This window comes from Aeromonas sp. S18(2024), from assembly GCF_041402525.1.
Classification (GTDB): domain Bacteria; phylum Pseudomonadota; class Gammaproteobacteria; order Enterobacterales; family Aeromonadaceae; genus Aeromonas; species Aeromonas enteropelogenes.
This window is the reverse complement of record NZ_JBGLQV010000007.1, coordinates 87,803-103,522: the sequence shown is the minus strand read 5'-3', so window position 1 is coordinate 103,522 and position 15,720 is coordinate 87,803. Positions and strand designations below refer to the sequence as shown.

Annotated in this window: 16 protein-coding genes; 12 read left to right on the top strand and 4 right to left on the bottom strand. The window is 61.1% G+C overall.

Annotated features, from left to right (window positions below; translation table 11 throughout):
* The first annotated feature begins 51 nt into the window (after positions 1-51).
* The 11 genes from ACB034_RS13370 to ACB034_RS13320 all read left to right on the top strand — a co-directional run bounded on the left by ACB034_RS13370 (position 52) and on the right by ACB034_RS13320 (position 9,913).
* Positions 52-924, top strand: coding sequence for a Dam family site-specific DNA-(adenine-N6)-methyltransferase (locus ACB034_RS13370; protein ID WP_371173018.1), 873 nt, complete (start codon positions 52-54; stop codon positions 922-924).
* A 183-nt stretch (positions 925-1,107) separates the two neighbouring features.
* Positions 1,108-1,782: a ribulose-phosphate 3-epimerase gene (gene rpe / locus ACB034_RS13365; protein WP_371173017.1), complete on the top strand. Its 675-nt coding sequence runs from the start codon at positions 1,108-1,110 to the stop codon at positions 1,780-1,782.
* Positions 1,769-2,437, top strand: coding sequence for a phosphoglycolate phosphatase (locus ACB034_RS13360; RefSeq protein ID WP_371173016.1), 669 nt, complete (start codon positions 1,769-1,771; stop codon positions 2,435-2,437). The genes rpe and ACB034_RS13360 overlap by 14 nt, the downstream gene beginning before the upstream one ends.
* Before the next feature lie 42 nt (positions 2,438-2,479).
* Positions 2,480-3,484 carry a tryptophan--tRNA ligase gene (gene trpS, locus ACB034_RS13355; protein WP_371173015.1) on the top strand — a complete coding sequence of 335 codons (1,005 nt, stop codon included), beginning with the start codon at positions 2,480-2,482 and terminating at the stop codon, positions 3,482-3,484.
* 120 nt (positions 3,485-3,604) lie between these two features.
* Positions 3,605-3,820, top strand: coding sequence for a hypothetical protein (locus ACB034_RS13350; protein WP_026455946.1), 216 nt, complete (start codon positions 3,605-3,607; stop codon positions 3,818-3,820).
* A gap of 21 nt (positions 3,821-3,841) precedes the next feature.
* Positions 3,842-4,423 (top strand): aminodeoxychorismate synthase component II, encoded by a 582-nt coding sequence (locus ACB034_RS13345; protein ID WP_371173014.1) that lies wholly within the window; start codon positions 3,842-3,844, stop codon positions 4,421-4,423.
* A gap of 276 nt (positions 4,424-4,699) precedes the next feature.
* Positions 4,700-5,917 carry an aspartate aminotransferase family protein gene (locus tag ACB034_RS13340; RefSeq protein WP_371173013.1) on the top strand — a complete coding sequence of 406 codons (1,218 nt, stop codon included), beginning with the start codon at positions 4,700-4,702 and terminating at the stop codon, positions 5,915-5,917.
* A gap of 75 nt (positions 5,918-5,992) precedes the next feature.
* A complete protein-coding gene (astA, locus tag ACB034_RS13335; protein WP_124239825.1) occupies positions 5,993-7,012 on the top strand; it encodes an arginine N-succinyltransferase in 1,020 nt (339 codons plus the stop codon).
* A 70-nt stretch (positions 7,013-7,082) separates the two neighbouring features.
* The gene (astD, locus tag ACB034_RS13330; protein ID WP_371173012.1) at positions 7,083-8,552 is read left to right on the top strand and encodes a succinylglutamate-semialdehyde dehydrogenase; all 1,470 of its coding nucleotides are present in this window, start codon (positions 7,083-7,085) and stop codon (positions 8,550-8,552) included.
* Between the two features lie 64 nt (positions 8,553-8,616).
* Complete coding sequence (locus ACB034_RS13325; RefSeq protein WP_201940365.1) at positions 8,617-9,414, top strand: DUF1338 domain-containing protein; 798 nt, start codon at positions 8,617-8,619, stop codon at positions 9,412-9,414.
* A gap of 238 nt (positions 9,415-9,652) precedes the next feature.
* Entirely contained in the window at positions 9,653-9,913 is a 261-nt protein-coding gene (locus ACB034_RS13320; protein ID WP_371173011.1) for a hypothetical protein, read from the top strand.
* A gap of 64 nt (positions 9,914-9,977) precedes the next feature.
* Here ACB034_RS13320 and ACB034_RS13315 read toward each other — a convergent pair whose 3' ends face one another.
* A complete protein-coding gene (locus tag ACB034_RS13315) occupies positions 9,978-10,574 on the bottom strand; it encodes an HAD family phosphatase (RefSeq protein WP_042072264.1) in 597 nt (198 codons plus the stop codon).
* Positions 10,575-10,742: 168 nt separating this feature from the next.
* Here ACB034_RS13315 and ACB034_RS13310 point away from each other — a divergent pair, with 168 nt between their 5' ends.
* The gene (locus tag ACB034_RS13310; RefSeq protein ID WP_371173010.1) at positions 10,743-12,107 is read left to right on the top strand and encodes an MDR family MFS transporter; all 1,365 of its coding nucleotides are present in this window, start codon (positions 10,743-10,745) and stop codon (positions 12,105-12,107) included.
* A gap of 62 nt (positions 12,108-12,169) precedes the next feature.
* Here ACB034_RS13310 and ACB034_RS13305 read toward each other — a convergent pair whose 3' ends face one another.
* From ACB034_RS13305 to ACB034_RS13295, 3 genes are all read right to left on the bottom strand, one after another.
* Complete coding sequence (locus ACB034_RS13305) at positions 12,170-13,309, bottom strand: MFS transporter (RefSeq protein ID WP_371173009.1); 1,140 nt, start codon at positions 13,307-13,309, stop codon at positions 12,170-12,172.
* 12 nt (positions 13,310-13,321) lie between these two features.
* Positions 13,322-14,869 (bottom strand): ABC-F family ATP-binding cassette domain-containing protein, encoded by a 1,548-nt coding sequence (locus tag ACB034_RS13300; RefSeq protein ID WP_371173008.1) that lies wholly within the window; start codon positions 14,867-14,869, stop codon positions 13,322-13,324.
* 427 nt (positions 14,870-15,296) lie between these two features.
* Complete coding sequence (locus tag ACB034_RS13295) at positions 15,297-15,617, bottom strand: DUF1622 domain-containing protein (RefSeq protein ID WP_371173075.1); 321 nt, start codon at positions 15,615-15,617, stop codon at positions 15,297-15,299.
* Positions 15,618-15,720 lie beyond the last annotated feature (103 nt).

The window sequence follows — 15,720 nt, the reverse complement described above, 5'->3', positions numbered from 1 at the left end:
GGTAGAATCATCCCCCTTTTTGGGTCTTGCCTTCTTACACACCGGATTTCCATGAAGAAAACACGCGCTTTTTTAAAATGGGCCGGGGGAAAATACTCCCTGGTTGAAGAGATCGCCGAGCGCTTGCCGGCCGGGCGTGTGTTGCTGGAGCCCTTCGTCGGGGCCGGGTCCGTGTTTCTCAACACCGACTACGACGCCTATGTGCTCAACGACATCAATCCGGATCTGATCAGTCTCTACAATCATCTCAAGCTGACGCCGGATCATTTTATCGACGAGGCGCGCAAGCTCTTTGTAGCTGAACACAACCACAAGGCGGCCTATTACCGGCTGCGCACCCAGTTCAACCACACCGAAGACACCTTCGAGCGGGCGTTGCTGTTCCTGTTCCTCAACCGTCACGGTTTCAATGGCCTGTGTCGCTACAACAAGAAGGGCGGTTTCAACGTGCCTTTCGGTTCCTACAAGAAGCCCTATTTCCCGGAGAAGGAGCTGTGGGCCTTCGCCGAAAAGGCGCAGAAGGCGACCTTCATCTGCGAAAGCTACGCCGATGCCATCAAGCGGGCTGAGGAGGATTGGGTGATCTACTGTGATCCCCCTTATGTCCCTCTCTCCACTACCGCTAGCTTTACCAGTTATGCCGCCTGCGGTTTTACTCTGGACGATCAGGTGGTGCTGTCGCAGTTAGCTCGACAAACTGCTGCTGAGAAAGGGGTTCCCGTACTTATCAGTAATCACGACATGAAGTTGACCAGAGATCTTTATCGTGGTGCTAGGTTCGACGAGATCCTGGTCAAGCGCACCATCAGCCGCAACGGCGGTACCCGCAACAAGGTGGCCGAACTGCTGGCGCTCTATCCGCCCGGCATCGAGCCTGAGCAGGGGTATTACCCAAGCGACAGCGAGCTGCTGCCGCTGAGCTGATAAAACGGCGCCCGAGGGCGCCGTTTTTTGTTGGCGTTTTGTCATCCACCAGGGTGGCATTGGGATCGTGGAGGGGGTGGCGGGAAGGATTGCCCCCTTTCTCGGCCTTTCGAGTCGTTTTCACCGGATATTTACGCTAAAATTGCGCCGTTTTTTCTCCCTGGCTGCCAATGGATGATGCTGATGAAAGACTTTCTGATTGCCCCCTCGATCCTCTCCGCCGATTTCGCCCGTCTGGGTGACGATGTTGCCAAGGTGCTGGCTGCCGGTGCCGACGTGGTTCACTTCGACGTGATGGACAACCACTATGTGCCGAACCTGACTATCGGCCCCATGGTCTGTCAGGCCCTGCGCGACTACGGCATCGAGGCTCCCATCGACGTCCATCTGATGGTCAAGCCGGTGGATCGCATCATTCCCGATTTCGCCAAGGCCGGGGCTTCCCTCATCACCTTCCACCCGGAAGCCTCCGATCACGTTGACCGCTCCCTCGGTCTCATCAAGGAGCAGGGCTGCCAGGCTGGCCTGGTGCTCAACCCGGCCACCTCTCTCTCCTACCTCGAGTATGTGATGGACAAGCTGGACGTGATCCTGCTGATGTCGGTCAACCCGGGCTTCGGTGGCCAGAGCTTCATCCCCGGTACCCTCGACAAGCTGCGCCAGGTGCGCCGCCTGATCGACGAGAGCGGCCGTGACATCCGCCTCGAGATTGACGGCGGGGTGAAGGTCGACAACATCCGCGAGATCGCCGAGGCCGGTGCCGACATGTTCGTGGCCGGTTCCGCCATCTTCGGCAAGCCGGACTACAAGGCCGTTATCGATCAGATGCGTGCGGAGCTTGCTGATGTCCGTCGTTAATCGTGAATTTGATCTGGTGCTGTTCGATCTGGATGGCACCCTCATCGACAGTGCCGCCCAGCTGGCACTGGCGGTCAACCGTACTCTGGCCGACCTGGAGCTGGCCGAGGCCGACGAGGCGCTGGTGCGCACCTGGGTCGGCAACGGTGCCGACAAGCTGATCCAGCGGGCGCTTGCCCATTGCGAAGCCGATCCGACGCTGTTTGCCAAGGCCCGTGCCCTGTTTGACGGTCACTATCAGGCTTGCCTGCTGCAAGGACTGGACATGTATGAGGGGGTGGAGCAGAGCCTGCGCCGCCTGCAGAAACTGGGTTACCGCCAGGCGGTGGTAACCAACAAACCGAGCCAGTTCGTGCAGCCCATTCTCGATGCCCTCGGCATTGCCGATTGCTTCGCTCTCTGGCTTGGCGGCAACTGCGTTCCCCAGAAGAAACCCAATCCGGAGCCCCTGCTGCACGCCTGCCACGAACTGGGGGTGAGCCCGGCTCGCACCCTGATGGTGGGCGACTCCGAAAATGACGTGCTGGCTGCCAAGGCGGCCGGCATGAAGGTAGTGGGGCTCACCTACGGCTACAACTATGGCCGCCCTATCGCCGATTCCCATCCTGACTGGGTATGCGAGCAGTTTGCACAGCTCGATGCACTTTTGGTCTAATAGCGCAGCTGGGCTGGCTGAATAACAAGGATTACTACTCTCATGACTAAACCTATCGTATTGAGCGGCGCACAGCCCTCTGGCCAACTGACTATCGGCAACTACATGGGAGCCCTGCGTCAGTGGGTCAACATGCAGGATGAGTACGATTGCCTCTACTGCATCGTCGACCTGCACGCCATCACTACCCGTCAGGATCCGGTGGCACTGCGCAAGGCCTGTCTCGATGCCGCCGCCCTCTATCTGGCGGTGGGGATCGATCCCAAGAAGAGCACCGTTTTCATCCAGTCCCACGTACCGCAGCACGCCGAGCTGGGCTGGATCCTCAACTGCTACACCCAGATGGGTGAGCTGTCGCGCATGACCCAGTTCAAGGACAAGTCCGCCCGTTTCGAGAACAACGTCAACGTCGGTCTGTTTGGCTATCCGGTGCTGATGGCGGCCGACATCCTGCTCTATCAGGCCAATCAGGTGCCGGTCGGCAATGACCAGAAGCAGCACCTGGAGCTGACCCGCGACATCTGCACCCGTTTCAACAACCTGTACGGCGAGGTGTTCACCATGCCGGAGCCTTTCATTCCGAACGAAGGGGCGCGGGTGATGAGCCTGCAGGATCCGACCAAGAAGATGTCCAAGTCAGACGACAACGAGGCCAACTTCATCGGCTTGCTGGAAGACCCCAAGCAGATCGTCAAGAAGATCAAGCGTGCGGTCACCGACTCCGATGATCCTGCCGTGGTGCGTTTCGATCCGGAGAACAAACCAGGCGTCTCCAACCTGCTGACCCTGATGTCCGGGGTGACCGGCCGCTCCATCCCGGAGCTGGAACAGCACTTCGAAGGCAAGATGTACGGTCACCTCAAGACCGAAACCGCCGAGGCCGTGGTGGCCTTGCTGGAGCCCATCCAGGCCCGTTTCCACGAACTGCGTCAGGATGAGACTCATCTGATTGCTATTTTGGCGGAAGGCGCACAAAAGGCGCGCGAAAGAGCTGAAAAAACCCTGACCAGCGTATATGATGTAGTCGGCTTCGTTCCTCGAGCCTGACATACTGGGAAGGTGTAGTAGAAGAGAGCTGGGTATTTGCCTAGCTTTCTTTATTTTCCCTGCTGTTAATTGTTTAATTATTTCCCTTTTTCAACCCGGGTTATTTCCCCAAGAGCAAGTATGTCCGTTCAATCAAATGTCTCCGTTGAAGAGCTGAGTGACAAGGGTCACTGGCTGCGTAAATTCCGCAAGGCTAAAAACCTCAATACCCTGCAACTGATGGTTTCCAATGCCATCGACAAGCATCACAAAACTCCCGCCATTGCTGCCGCCATCTATCTGGCCGAATGCCAGCGTGAACGGGAAATGGAACAGGGTCGTTTTCTCGACCGTTAATTCTCGGCCACTGGTTATCACATGCTGTTATTGATCGATAACTACGACTCCTTTACCTGGAACCTGGTGCAATATTTTGGCGCCCTGGGACAAGAAGTAGTGGTCAGGCGTAATGATGAGCTGACTCTGACCGACATTACGCAATTATCTCCCCGCTATCTGGTTATTTCTCCCGGCCCCTGCACGCCCAACGAGGCGGGTATTTCCCTCGCCGCTATTACCCATTTTTCCGGCCGATTGCCCATTCTCGGTGTCTGCCTTGGTCACCAGTCCCTGGCACAGGCGTTTGGTGCCCGCGTGGTGCGAGCCCGTCAGGTGATGCATGGCAAGACCTCGCTCATTCGCCATCGGGGCGAGGGGGTCTTCAAGGGGCTCAAGGATCCGCTGCGGGTGACCCGCTATCACTCGCTGGTGGTAGAGCAGGCAACGCTGCCCGATTGCTTCGAGATCACCGCTTGGAGCGATCATGCCGATGGCTCGTTTGACGAGATCATGGGGCTGCGCCACAAGACGCTTGATGTCGAAGGAGTACAGTTCCATCCGGAGAGCATTTTGAGTGAGCAAGGCCATCAGTTACTGGCCAATTTTCTCGCTCGTTCGTAAAAATTCGTGATCGCCCTCTCAGAATCGAGAGAAGGCAAAAAAAATTTCCCTGATAGTTTATTCACTGCCCCTCCTGCCCAAATTATCTCTTGCCAAGCCCCCTTGATACGTTATGCAATGCGGTTGCCTAAAATCTCAAGGCTAATCGAAGATTGTTCCCCATAGTCCGTTTTGTTACAGACTTTTTACTTTATTTCTGTGATAATCCCGTCACGTTTACACGGATTTAACTTTTGAGCGGTGGATTATTCTGCTGCCAGTTCGAAGGAGAGCTATATGTCAGAGTTGTTGGCAGTGACACGTGAAGTGTTTGATGAAGTGATGGTTCCCAACTATGCGCCGGCCAAGATCATCCCGGTGCGTGGTGAGGGGTCGCGTGTCTGGGATCAGGAAGGCCGTGAATATATCGACTTTGCCGGCGGTATCGCGGTCAATGGCCTGGGTCATTGTCATCCCAAGCTGGTCGACGCCCTGAAAACCCAGGGCGAGAAGCTGTGGCATCTCTCCAACGTGATGACCAACGAGCCGGCCCTGCGTCTGGCCAAGAAGCTGGTCGCCGCCACGTTTGCCGACAAGGTCTACTTCTGCAACTCGGGCGCCGAGGCCAACGAGGCGGCCCTCAAGCTGGCCCGTCGTTACGCCATCGAGAAGTTTGGTCCCCACAAGACCCAGATCATCGCCTTCCATCAGGGTTTCCACGGTCGTACCTTCTTTACCGTGAGCGTGGGTGGCCAGGCCGCCTACTCCGACGGTTTCGGTCCCAAGCCTGCCGACATCACCCATGTGACCTACAACAATCTGGAAGAGCTGGCAGCCGTCATCTCCGACAATACCTGCGCCGTGGTTATGGAGCCGCTGCAAGGTGAGGGTGGCATCATTCGTCCCACCGACGAATTTGCCAAAGGGGTGCGCGAGCTGTGCGACAAGCACAATGCACTGCTGGTTTACGATGAGGTGCAGTCCGGTGTCGGTCGTACCGGTGAGCTCTACGCCTATATGGGCCTGGGCGTGACGCCGGACATCCTCACCAGCGCCAAGGCCCTTGGCGGCGGCTTCCCCATCGGCGCCATGCTGACCACTACCGAGATCGCCTCCCACCTGAAAGTGGGTACTCACGGCTCTACCTACGGCGGCAACCCGCTGGCCTGTGCCGTCGCCGAGGCGGTACTCGACGTGGTCAATACCCCGGAAGTGCTGAGCGGTATCAAGCAGCGCGAGCAGCTGTTCCGCGAAGGCCTCGAAGCCATCAATGTCAAGTACCGTTGCTTTAGCGAAGTACGTGGCCAGGGCCTGCTGCTGGGCGCCGTGCTGAACGAAGACTACAAGGGGCGCTCCCGCGATTTCCTGCTGGCCTCCATCGATCAGGGACTGATGGCGCTGGTCGCAGGGACCAACGTGGTGCGTTTCACTCCGTCTCTGGTGATCCCGGAAGCGGACATCAAGGAAGGGTTGGCCCGCTTTGAGAAGGCGGTTGCCCAGGTGGTTAACGCCTGATCCAAATTGAGGTGGGGAGTCCTCCCGGCTGGAGCCGGGGCCCCACCTGTCGTCAATGAAAGGGAGTTGTCATTTATGTTGGTTATCCGTCCCATCGAGCAAAAAGATTTTGCCGGGCTCAAGACCTGCGCCGTCGAGTCCGGCACCGGTATGACCTCGTTGCCCGTCAACGATGAGTTATTGCAGCGCAAGATCGATGCCTCGACCCAGACTTTTTCGGACAAACCGGCGGGCAAGGGGGATTGCCTCTACTTCTTCGTGGCCGAGGATCTGGAGACCGGCGAGATGGTCGGTACCTGTGCCATCGACGCCGCGGTCGGCCTGTCCCAGCCGTTTTACAACTATCACATCGGCAAGGTGGTGCACTCTTCCCCCAAGCTCGGTGTCTACAACGTGGTGGAGACCCTCACCCTCTCCAACGACTACACCGGCAATTCCGAGCTCTGCACCCTGTTTCTGCGTGAATGCGCCCGCGAGGGGCTCAATGGCCGCCTGCTCTCCAAGCACCGTTTCCTGTTCATGGCCGAGCACCCCGAATTGTTTGACGAAACCGTCTTCGCCGAGATGCGCGGCGTTTCGGACAGCGATGGCCACAGCCCCTTCTACGAGTGGCTGCAGACCCACTTCTTCTCGATGGATTTCCCTACCGTCGACTATCTGACCGGTATCGGCAAGAAGCGCTTCATCGCCGAGCTGATGCCCAAGTACCCCATCTACGTCAACTTGCTGAGCAAGGAGGCGCGTGCCGTCATCGGCCAGACTCACGAGAAGACCCGCCCGGCCATCAAGATGCTGCAGGACGAGGGGTTTGTGAACCGTGGCTACGTCGACATCTTCGACGCGGGCCCGGCGGTGGAGTGCGAGCTGAAGAACATCCGCAGTGTGCGCCGCAGCCAGAAGCTGCGCGTGCTGATCGGCGAGCCCATCGGTGGTCACCCTTACCTCCTTTGCAACACCCGCTTCGAGCAATACCGCGCCTGCTACGGCAATATCCGGGTCGATCACGACAAGCAGGAAGCCATCATTCCACCCAAGATGGCGGCGGCCCTCAAGGTGCAGGATGGCGACATGGTGCGAGCAGTCGATCTCGACTGATCCGGCTGGCGGCAATACCGAATATGAAACAGGCAGCCTCGGCTGCCTGCACACCACAGGGAGTGAATGGATGAGTCATTTAGTGCAGTTTATCGATGGCCAGTGGCTGGCCGGTGAAGGCAAGCCGTTCGAATCAAGGGATCCGGCCAAGAATGAAGTGATATGGCAAGGGGAGGCCGCCAGCCCGGCCCAAGTGGATGCCGCCGTCAAGGCCGCCCGCACCGCCTTCTACCATTGGTCTGATCTGAGCCTTGAGGCGCGTCTGGACGTTGTGCGCCGCTATGCCGACCTGCTCGGTGAGCACAAAGAAGCACTGGCGCTGACCATCGCCCGCGAAACCGGCAAGCCGCTGTGGGAGACCCGCACCGAAGTGGCCGCCATGCAGGGCAAGATCGCCATCTCCATCCGCGCCCATGACGAGCGCACCGGCACGGTCGAGAATCCCATGCCGGGTGCCAAGGCCTTCGTGCGCCACAAGCCTCACGGCGTAGTCGCCGTGTTCGGCCCCTACAACTTCCCGGGCCATCTGCCCAACGGTCATATCGTTCCGGCGCTGATCGCCGGCAACACAGTCGTGTTCAAACCCTCCGAGCTGACCCCCATGGTGGCCGAGGCCATGGTCGAGGTGTGGCAGGAGGCGGGGCTGCCCAAGGGCGTGCTCAACCTGGTGCAGGGTGAGGTCGAGACCGGCAAGGCGCTGGCGGGCAACCCCGGCATCGACGGTCTCTTCTTTACCGGTTCTTCCCGCACCGGCCACCTGCTCCATCAACAGTTTGCCGGCCAACCCGGCAAGATCCTGGCCCTCGAGATGGGCGGCAACAACCCGCTGATCGTGAAAGACGTGAGCGACATCGACGGTGCCGTCCATGCCATCGTGCAATCCGCCTTCATCACCTCCGGCCAGCGCTGCACCTGCTCGCGCCGCCTGTTTGTCGAGCGCGGTGAGCGGGGCGATGCCTTGGTCAAGCGGTTGGTGGATGTCGTCGGCCAGATCAGGGTCGGTCACTACGATGATGCGACTCAACCCTTTATGGGCGCCATGATCAGCGAGAAGGCGGCGCTGGGCATGGTGTCGGCACAAGCCAACCTGCAAGCGCTGGGGGGCGAGAGCCTGCTCACCCTCAAGCACCTGGAAGCGGGTACCGGTTTTGTCTCCCCGGGCATCATAGACGTCACCGGCGTCGCCGCACTGCCGGATGAAGAGTACTTCGGCCCGCTGCTGCAGCTCATTCGTTACGACGACTTCGATGCCGCCATCGATCAAGGGAACGCCACCAGTTTCGGCCTCTCGGCCGGCCTGCTTGGCGACAAGGAAGCGGACTGGCAGCACTTCTTCAAGCGCATCCGCGCCGGCATCGTCAACTGGAACAAGCCCATCACAGGCGCCTCCAGTGCCGCCCCGTTCGGCGGGATCGGAGCCTCCGGCAACCACAGGGCAAGCGCCTACTACGCCGCCGACTACTGTGCGTATCCGGTGGCCTCCGTCGAAGACAGCAAGGCGAGCATGCCGGAGCAGCTGTCCCCCGGCCTGACTTTCTGACAATAACGAAAAAGGGGCACCCTTTGGGTGCCCCTGTCTGTACCCGCAATCAAAGGAAAGAGAGATGCAAAAGGATATCGATACCCTGTTCAGTCATCTGTGGGACAACTACATCAAGGTGACGCCAAGCGCCCTCAAGGTGCACGCCCTGCTGGGTGGCGGCGAGCCCATCATCAACGACCACGTGGCGTTTCGCACCTACAACCTGCCCAAGCTGGGGCTGGAGAAGCTGGCGGCCCACTTCCTGGCGCTCGGTTACGAGCAGAAGGGGGAGTATGAGTTCAAGGCCAAGAAGCTCTACGCCAAGCACTTCGAGCATAAGGATCCGGATGCTCCCAAGGTGTTCATCAGCGAGCTGAAGGTGGAGGAGCTCTCCGAAGGCGCTCAGGCCATCATTCACAAGCTGGTGGATCAGGTGCCCGACCATCTGACAGACACCCATGCCTTCCTCTATGCCGGTGCCCCCTGGCAGGTCTCCTGGGCCGACTACCAGACCCTGCTGGCGGAGAGCGAGTACGCCGCCTGGATGGCTGCCTGGGGTTATCGAGCCAACCACTTCACGGTCAATATCAATCAGCTCAAAGAGTTCGACACCATTCAGCAGGTGAATGGGGCGCTGAAAGCAGCCGGTTTCGTGCTGAACAGCGTGGGTGGCGAAGTGAAAGGGGACCCGCAGGTGATGCTGGAGCAATCCTCCACCATGGCGGATAAGGCCGAGGTGGCCTTCAGCGACGGTGTACACACCATCCCGAGCTGCTTCTACGAATTTGCCCTGCGTTACCCGCAGGCCGACGGCACCCTCTACCCGGGTTTCGTCGAGGCGTCGGCCGACAAGATTTTCGAATCCACCAACGCCATGTAACGACGCTCTCGTCGCCCATGCGGCGATAGCCAGAGTGACATAAGCAACGCCTCCTTTCAGGAGGCGTTTTTGTTGCTGGCGATAGAATGGGGACAGTTGTCGAGAATGGGAGAGAGGGAAAGGCTCCTGCAAGTATGTCCATTTTGTTGGCCAAATTGTGAAGGGGATCACCAATTGCGTCCCGGGCAGGGATGGGAAAAGGGGTAGAATGGCGCTTTCTTTTTAGGGGGGTCGTTCGATGCCTTACTATCATTTTTTCAAGCAAGGTCAGGCTCTTACCTATCTCGATGCCAATGCGCCCAGCTATGGTGACGAGCGTGGCCAGCTGATTGAACAGGGTTTTGCCCCCCTCGCGGCCCCTACCTTTGCCGACAGTCCGGCAGCCGCCCTGGCGCAACTGCAAAGTCAGGAGGAGATGGAGAACGCACCCGGGGCACATGACGACTTTTATGTGGCCAACTCGCACCCTGCTACCATAACCGGCGTGTCGGGAGTCTGATCCCGCCTTCCCGGCCAACCGCCGCTCTTTTCCTCGCTTGTGGGGAAAGTTCGCTCAATCTGTACTATCGCGGATCCGGCTCTCCCTCAATCACCAGCATGGTTTCCATCCCTGCCGCCTTGCCGGCTTCGATCCCGATCCGGGTGTCCTCAAAGACCAGGCAGTTGGCCGGATTGACCCCAAGTTGTCTGGCCACCTCCAGGAAGGTGTCCGGATGTGGCTTGTGGTTACTCACATCATCGGCGCTCACCACCACCTGGATATAGGCATCAAGCCCGGTGCTCTTTAAGATCGACTCCGCCTGATTGCGCGGCGACCCTGTGCCAATGCCCATAGGTATCTTGCCGTGGCATTGCCGGACCAGCTCCCACATGGCAGGAAAGACGCTGACCCGGTCGATCTGTTCCAGATAGAGAGCAATCTTGCGCCGGGCGAAGGCCTCGACGTCGACCGTCAGCCCCTGCTGCTCGGCCAGCATGGCGATGATCTTGCGGGTCGGAATGCCACCATACTGGTAGAGCTGAGCGCGCTCGAAGGGGATGCCGAATTCGGCGCAGGTGAGCGCCCAGGCGTCCAGATGCAGGGGCATGGAGTCCACCAGGGTGCCATCCATGTCGAAGATCAGGGCGTCGTAATGAGCAAAGCTGTCGTAGGCATGCATGGTGGTTCCTCGGAGCAAATGGGGCAGACTAGCAGATTGGGTGCGGCATGAGTGGGATCTGCTTCATGGTTGTGCGGGGGAGGGCCATTTTTGTCCTCTTGCTGATTTGTGTGACAATGATCTGCCCGTGATAGGCCGAGTTGGCCAGCCTGAATAGCGAGTCGTTCCATGTCCCCAAAAACCATCTTCTCAAGCGTGGCGCTGGTGATCGCCCTGGGCTCACTGGAAAAGAGCATAGTCACCACGCCGCTGCCCATGATAGGCGCCGAGCTGAACGCCGGTGCCGCTCTCACCTGGGTGGTCACCGCCTACTTGCTGGCTGCCACCGCAGTGCTCCCTCTCTATGGCAAGCTGAGCGATCAGTTCGGCCGGGTGAGAATGCTCAACATCGGTATTGGACTGTTTCTGACAGGTTCCGTCGCCTGTGCACTGGCCCAGGATCTGCCGACCTTGCTGGCTGCGCGAGTGCTGCAGGGGATGGGAGGAGGGGGGCTGATTGCGCTCGCCTTCACCGTCATCGCCGACACCATACCGCCGCGGGAGGTGGGCAAGTATCAGGGTTATATCTCGATGGTCTATGCGATTTCGAGCATCGCCGGGCCCCTGCTCGGCGGCTATTTTACCGAGCAGCTGAGCTGGCGCTGGATCTTCTGGATTAACCTGCCTCTGGGGGTGCTCGCCCTCTGGCTCATCAACCGCAACCTCAAGCAGCTCAATGTGCGTCGCCACAGCCGCTTCGACTGGAAGGGGGCGGGCCTGCTCATCACGGTCACCACCCTGACTCTGTTGCTGCTGTCGCCCGAAACCGCCCTGCCCGCCATCTGGCTGGCCGCCGCCCTGGTGCTCGCCCTGTTGTTGCTGATCCTGATCGAACGCCGTGCCCACGACCCCATACTGCCGGCCCATCTGGCGCGGCTGCCCGGTTATCTGGTGAGCGTGCTGCTGGCGATGCTCTCTCAGCTGCTGATGTTCGCCATGCTGGTCTATCTGCCCCTCCAGATGCAGTGGCAAAAGGGGATGAGTGCCAGCGAGAGCGGGGTGAGCCTGGTGATCTTCATGGTTTGCATCACCGTCGGGGCCTTCGTCGGTGGCAAGCTCATTAGTCACACCGGCCGCTACAAGCGCTTCGTGGTGATCGGGTTTGCCCTGGCGGCGCTGGCTCTGTGGCAAATCCACTTCGACGCCTGGGTCAGGCTGGCCCTCGGCTTTGCGGGTTTGGGATTGGGACTGGTGCTGCCCGCCCTCTCGGTGGTGGTGCAAAATGCCCTGCCACGGGAGGATCGCGGCATCGGCATGTCGTTGTTCAACTTTGGCCGGGAGCTGGGGGGCGCGGTCGGGGTTGCCATCTGCGCCGTGCTGTTCCATTCCGCCCTGCCAACGGGCACCAGCCACAATCTGGCCAGCCTGAGCCCGACCGTGCTGGCCCCGGGTTTCAGCACCACCTATATCGGCATGGCGCTGATCGCCAGCGCCGCACTGCTCATCACGCTACTGGCCCTCAAACGCCACGAGCTGGCCGGCATGCACGCCTGATGGCAAGGCAATAGATAAAAAGGGCTCCCGCGGGAGCCCTCTTGTCATTGTGCCTGTTGTACTCAGCCCGGCAGCCGCACCGGGCGCAGGGCGAGGATGGCCCCGCCAAACAGCAGCAGGGCCAGCAGGGCCATGGCCATGGGGCCGGCGCTGTAGGCAAAGCCGGCGACGGCGGACCAGAGAGCCACCCCGAGGTGCATCAGGGTCATGGCCAGCGACATCAACATGCCGCGCTGGGCCGGGGCGAGCTGGGCGATGTAACCCTGCAGCGCCGGCGAGCCGATGCCGCCGGCCAGCGCCCACAGGCCCAGCGGCAGGGCGAGGCTGGCCAAGCTGCCGGCCGGATAGAGGTAGAAGAAGGCGCTGACCAGGGCGCACACCACCAGGGCGCCGCGCATCAGGGGACGGCCGCTCTCCACATAGCCGGCCAGGCGCGGCATCAGCACGTTGCCGACCACGCTGATAACGCCAAGGGCGCCATAGAGCAGCCCCACCGACCAGACGGGCAGCCCCTGGCTGTCGTGCAGGTGCTGGCCGACCAGGTTGAACAGGCCGATGCCGCCCCCCAGTCCCAATCCCATGGCGAGCAGGGCGCCGAGTGCCCCCGGAATGGCCAGCACCGAGCCTTGCGGCGCGGGTTGCGAGCCGCTCCCATGCACCTGCGGCGTGCGCGCCGTGAGCCAGGCCAAGGCCGCCGCCACGGCCCAGGCGCAGAGGCCGAGCACGATGAAGGGGGTGCGCCAGCTGCTGAGCTGGGCCAGCAGGGCGCCCACCGCCGGGCTCGAGATCATGCCGAGGGTGAGTCCCGACTGCACCCAGGCGATGCGCTTCATGGCGTCGGCCGGTGCCCCGTCTGCCGCCATGGCGAAGGCGATGGGGAGCATGCCGGCGCTGGCCAGCCCGGTGATCACTCGGGTCGCCAGCCCAACCTCGAAGTTCGCCACCAGGCCGGTGGCCACCGAGGCGGCGCCAAACAGCAGGGAGGCCGGCAGCATCACCCGCAGCCGGCCGTGGCGATCCGACAGGCCGCCGAGCAGGGGGGCGATGAGGGCCAGCGCCACGCTGTAGGCGGTGATGAACAGGGTCACCCGCTCCGGGGCGACGCCTAGCTCGGCGCCGATGGGGGCGAGCAGGGGGCCCAGCATCAGCTCATCGGCCCCGACCAGAAATGCAATCAAAAACAGCAGTACTTTCAGTAACATAATTTTTATTCCTTAAGCTTGGGTCGACACGGCGGCGAACTGCTGGATGTCCACCACCCGATCCGGCCAGTCGGCCACAAAGGCCGGCTCGTGGCAGACGGCGAGCACGCTGCCCGGGTAGTCGCACAGTGCCTGGCGCAGGGCGGCCTTGGTGCCGGCATCCAGGTGGGTGGTCGGCTCATCCAATATCAGCAGATGAGTGGGCTGCAGCGCCAGTCGGCACAGCTTGACCCGGGTCTGCTCACCGCCGCTCAGGGCACTGATGGGCTGGATGGCCAGCTTGCCGCCGATGCCAAGGCGCGCCAGCTGCTGACGGGCGCCCTTGTCATCCAGCCCGGGGGCGGCCGCCTTGACCAGAGCCAGCGGGGTGGCCGCGGGATCGGGCCAGTGCAACGCCTGCTCGAAGTAACCCGACTTGAGGCCGGGGGCCAGGGCCAGTTCACCGGCGAGCGGGGCGAGGCGGCCGGTCAGGGTGTTGAGCAGGGTCGACTTGCCGATGCCGTTGAAGCCGGCGATCACCACCTTCTCGCCGCGGCGCAGCTGCAGGCTGAGCGGCACCAGCAGGGGCTGGTGGTAGCCGATCTCCAGCTCGCTCGCGGTCAGCAGCTGCGGGTGGCCCCCCTGGGCGGCGCGAAAGCTGAGGGTGACCGGTTTGGCCTGCTCGGGGGGCGCCAGGCGCTCGATGCGCGCCAGCTGCTTCTTGCGGCCGTTGGCGATGCTGGCGTTGACCCCGGCCCCGTTCTTGGCGATGAACTGCTCGAGCCTGTCGATCTGCCGCTGCTGGGCCTGGTATTGACGGACGTGCAGCGCCTCGGCGGCGCCCTTCTGGGCCAGCGCCTGGTCGAGGTTGCCGCGATAGGTGTGGATCTGCTGGCGGTCGATGTCGGCGATGGCGGTGGCGATGCGATTGACGAAGGCACGGTCGTGGGAGACTACCAGGAAGGCGCCGGGGAAGCGCTCCAGGTAGCCTGCCAGCCAGTCGACGTGGGCTGTGTCCAGATAGTTGGTCGGCTCGTCGAGCAGCAGCACCTCCGGCGCGCGCAGCAGCAGGCCGGCCAGCATCACCTTGTGGCGCTGGCCGCCGCTTACATTGGCGAGCAGGGTCTGCATGCCGAGCTGGGTCAGGCCGAGGCCGGCCGCCACCTCGTCGATACGCGGATCCAGCCGGTAAAAACCCTGGCTCTCCAGGTGCGCCTGCAGATCGGCCGCCCGGGCCAGCTGTCGCGGCCCCAGTTCGGGGTCGGCGTAGAGGGCCAGCATCTCGGCTTCCGCCTCATAGAGATCGGCGAACACCGACTGCAGGTAGCCCCGCAGGGTGAGGTGGCCATCCCGCGCGGCGTGCTGGTCGAGATAGCCCGCCTTGATGCCGGGCTGCCAGAGGATGTCGCCGCCGTCTGGCAGACGTTCCCCCTGGATCAGCTGGAGCAGGGTGCTCTTGCCGGCGCCGTTGTGGCCGGTGAGGCAGACATGCTCGCCGGCGTTGAGACGAAAGCCCGCCTGCTGGTACAGGGTCTTGTCGCCGATGTGATAGGTCAGGTTGTGGATAGTGAGCACACTCATGGTTGTAACATCCATAAAAAACGGGGGGCAGGTACGCGACGTACCGGCCCCCCGTATCAGCAAGGTGAAACGCTGCCAAATGGCAGAGACAAAAAGGCCGGCGATGAAGTATCTCGCCGGCCTGTGTCTCCTGTTTTCATCAGATGCGGGGCGGCCTCCCAAAGAGAGGGCATTCGCGCAGCTGATGAAGATTCAGTCGATGGGCTCCGGGCAACACTTCATCGTGTTAGTGCACGGAGCACAGCCTCCTGACCGAGCATTTGAACAGGATGTACAACATTGAAAAGCGGTCCAACAAAAATTCTGGTCGCAAAATACCCAGCTTGCGCCCGTGCGTCAACCCGTGAGTTTTTTTGCCGCCAGGTTCGGGGTGGCAAGGCTTACCGCCAGCGCCAGGCTTCATCCCGACAACCGACGCGCCGCCATGTCAGGCTTTCTGCTGCTCGCGCTGCTCCTCGAGTTCCTTGCCGAGGAAGTAGTTGAGAAAGGTGCGGATCACCGCGATCACCGCCAGACGGATCAGCTCCTCCTGGCTTGGGGCTATGGTGGTGGCCAGGATGTCGGCGGCGAGCTGGAACTCCAGCGCCAGAATGAGCCAGCTGCCGAAACAGAGGCGAATGCGGGGAAAGCCGGGTTCATGATCCCGCTGGCGCAGGGCCAGCAGCAGGGTCTTGCCAAGGCCGATGACCACGCAGGCCACCGAGATAAGTTCGAGGGAAAACTGAACCAGCTCCACGCCGTGCAGCATGCCCTCCTTCCACTGGGCTAACGCCAACCAGTCTGTCACTTGGCATCCTCCTGATAAAAACGAGTCCCATGTTATTAACATATTGATCCATAAAGGCCAAATG

Excerpts from the sequence above, each read along its gene's own strand:
- ACB034_RS13370 (WP_371173018.1), top strand. The coding sequence starts at position 52 with ATGAAGAAAACACGCGCTTTTTTAAAATGGGCCGGGGGAAAATACTCC.
- rpe (WP_371173017.1), top strand. The coding sequence starts at position 1,108 with ATGAAAGACTTTCTGATTGCCCCCTCGATCCTCTCCGCCGATTTCGCC.
- ACB034_RS13360 (WP_371173016.1), top strand. The coding sequence starts at position 1,769 with ATGTCCGTCGTTAATCGTGAATTTGATCTGGTGCTGTTCGATCTGGAT.
- trpS (WP_371173015.1), top strand. The coding sequence starts at position 2,480 with ATGACTAAACCTATCGTATTGAGCGGCGCACAGCCCTCTGGCCAACTG.
- ACB034_RS13350 (WP_026455946.1), top strand. The coding sequence starts at position 3,605 with ATGTCCGTTCAATCAAATGTCTCCGTTGAAGAGCTGAGTGACAAGGGT.
- ACB034_RS13345 (WP_371173014.1), top strand. The coding sequence starts at position 3,842 with ATGCTGTTATTGATCGATAACTACGACTCCTTTACCTGGAACCTGGTG.
- ACB034_RS13340 (WP_371173013.1), top strand. The coding sequence starts at position 4,700 with ATGTCAGAGTTGTTGGCAGTGACACGTGAAGTGTTTGATGAAGTGATG.
- astA (WP_124239825.1), top strand. The coding sequence starts at position 5,993 with ATGTTGGTTATCCGTCCCATCGAGCAAAAAGATTTTGCCGGGCTCAAG.
- astD (WP_371173012.1), top strand. The coding sequence starts at position 7,083 with ATGAGTCATTTAGTGCAGTTTATCGATGGCCAGTGGCTGGCCGGTGAA.
- ACB034_RS13325 (WP_201940365.1), top strand. The coding sequence starts at position 8,617 with ATGCAAAAGGATATCGATACCCTGTTCAGTCATCTGTGGGACAACTAC.
- ACB034_RS13320 (WP_371173011.1), top strand. The coding sequence starts at position 9,653 with ATGCCTTACTATCATTTTTTCAAGCAAGGTCAGGCTCTTACCTATCTC.
- ACB034_RS13315 (WP_042072264.1), bottom strand. The coding sequence starts at position 10,574 with ATGCATGCCTACGACAGCTTTGCTCATTACGACGCCCTGATCTTCGAC.
- ACB034_RS13310 (WP_371173010.1), top strand. The coding sequence starts at position 10,743 with ATGTCCCCAAAAACCATCTTCTCAAGCGTGGCGCTGGTGATCGCCCTG.
- ACB034_RS13305 (WP_371173009.1), bottom strand. The coding sequence starts at position 13,309 with ATGTTACTGAAAGTACTGCTGTTTTTGATTGCATTTCTGGTCGGGGCC.
- ACB034_RS13300 (WP_371173008.1), bottom strand. The coding sequence starts at position 14,869 with ATGAGTGTGCTCACTATCCACAACCTGACCTATCACATCGGCGACAAG.
- ACB034_RS13295 (WP_371173075.1), bottom strand. The coding sequence starts at position 15,617 with ATGCTGCACGGCGTGGAGCTGGTTCAGTTTTCCCTCGAACTTATCTCG.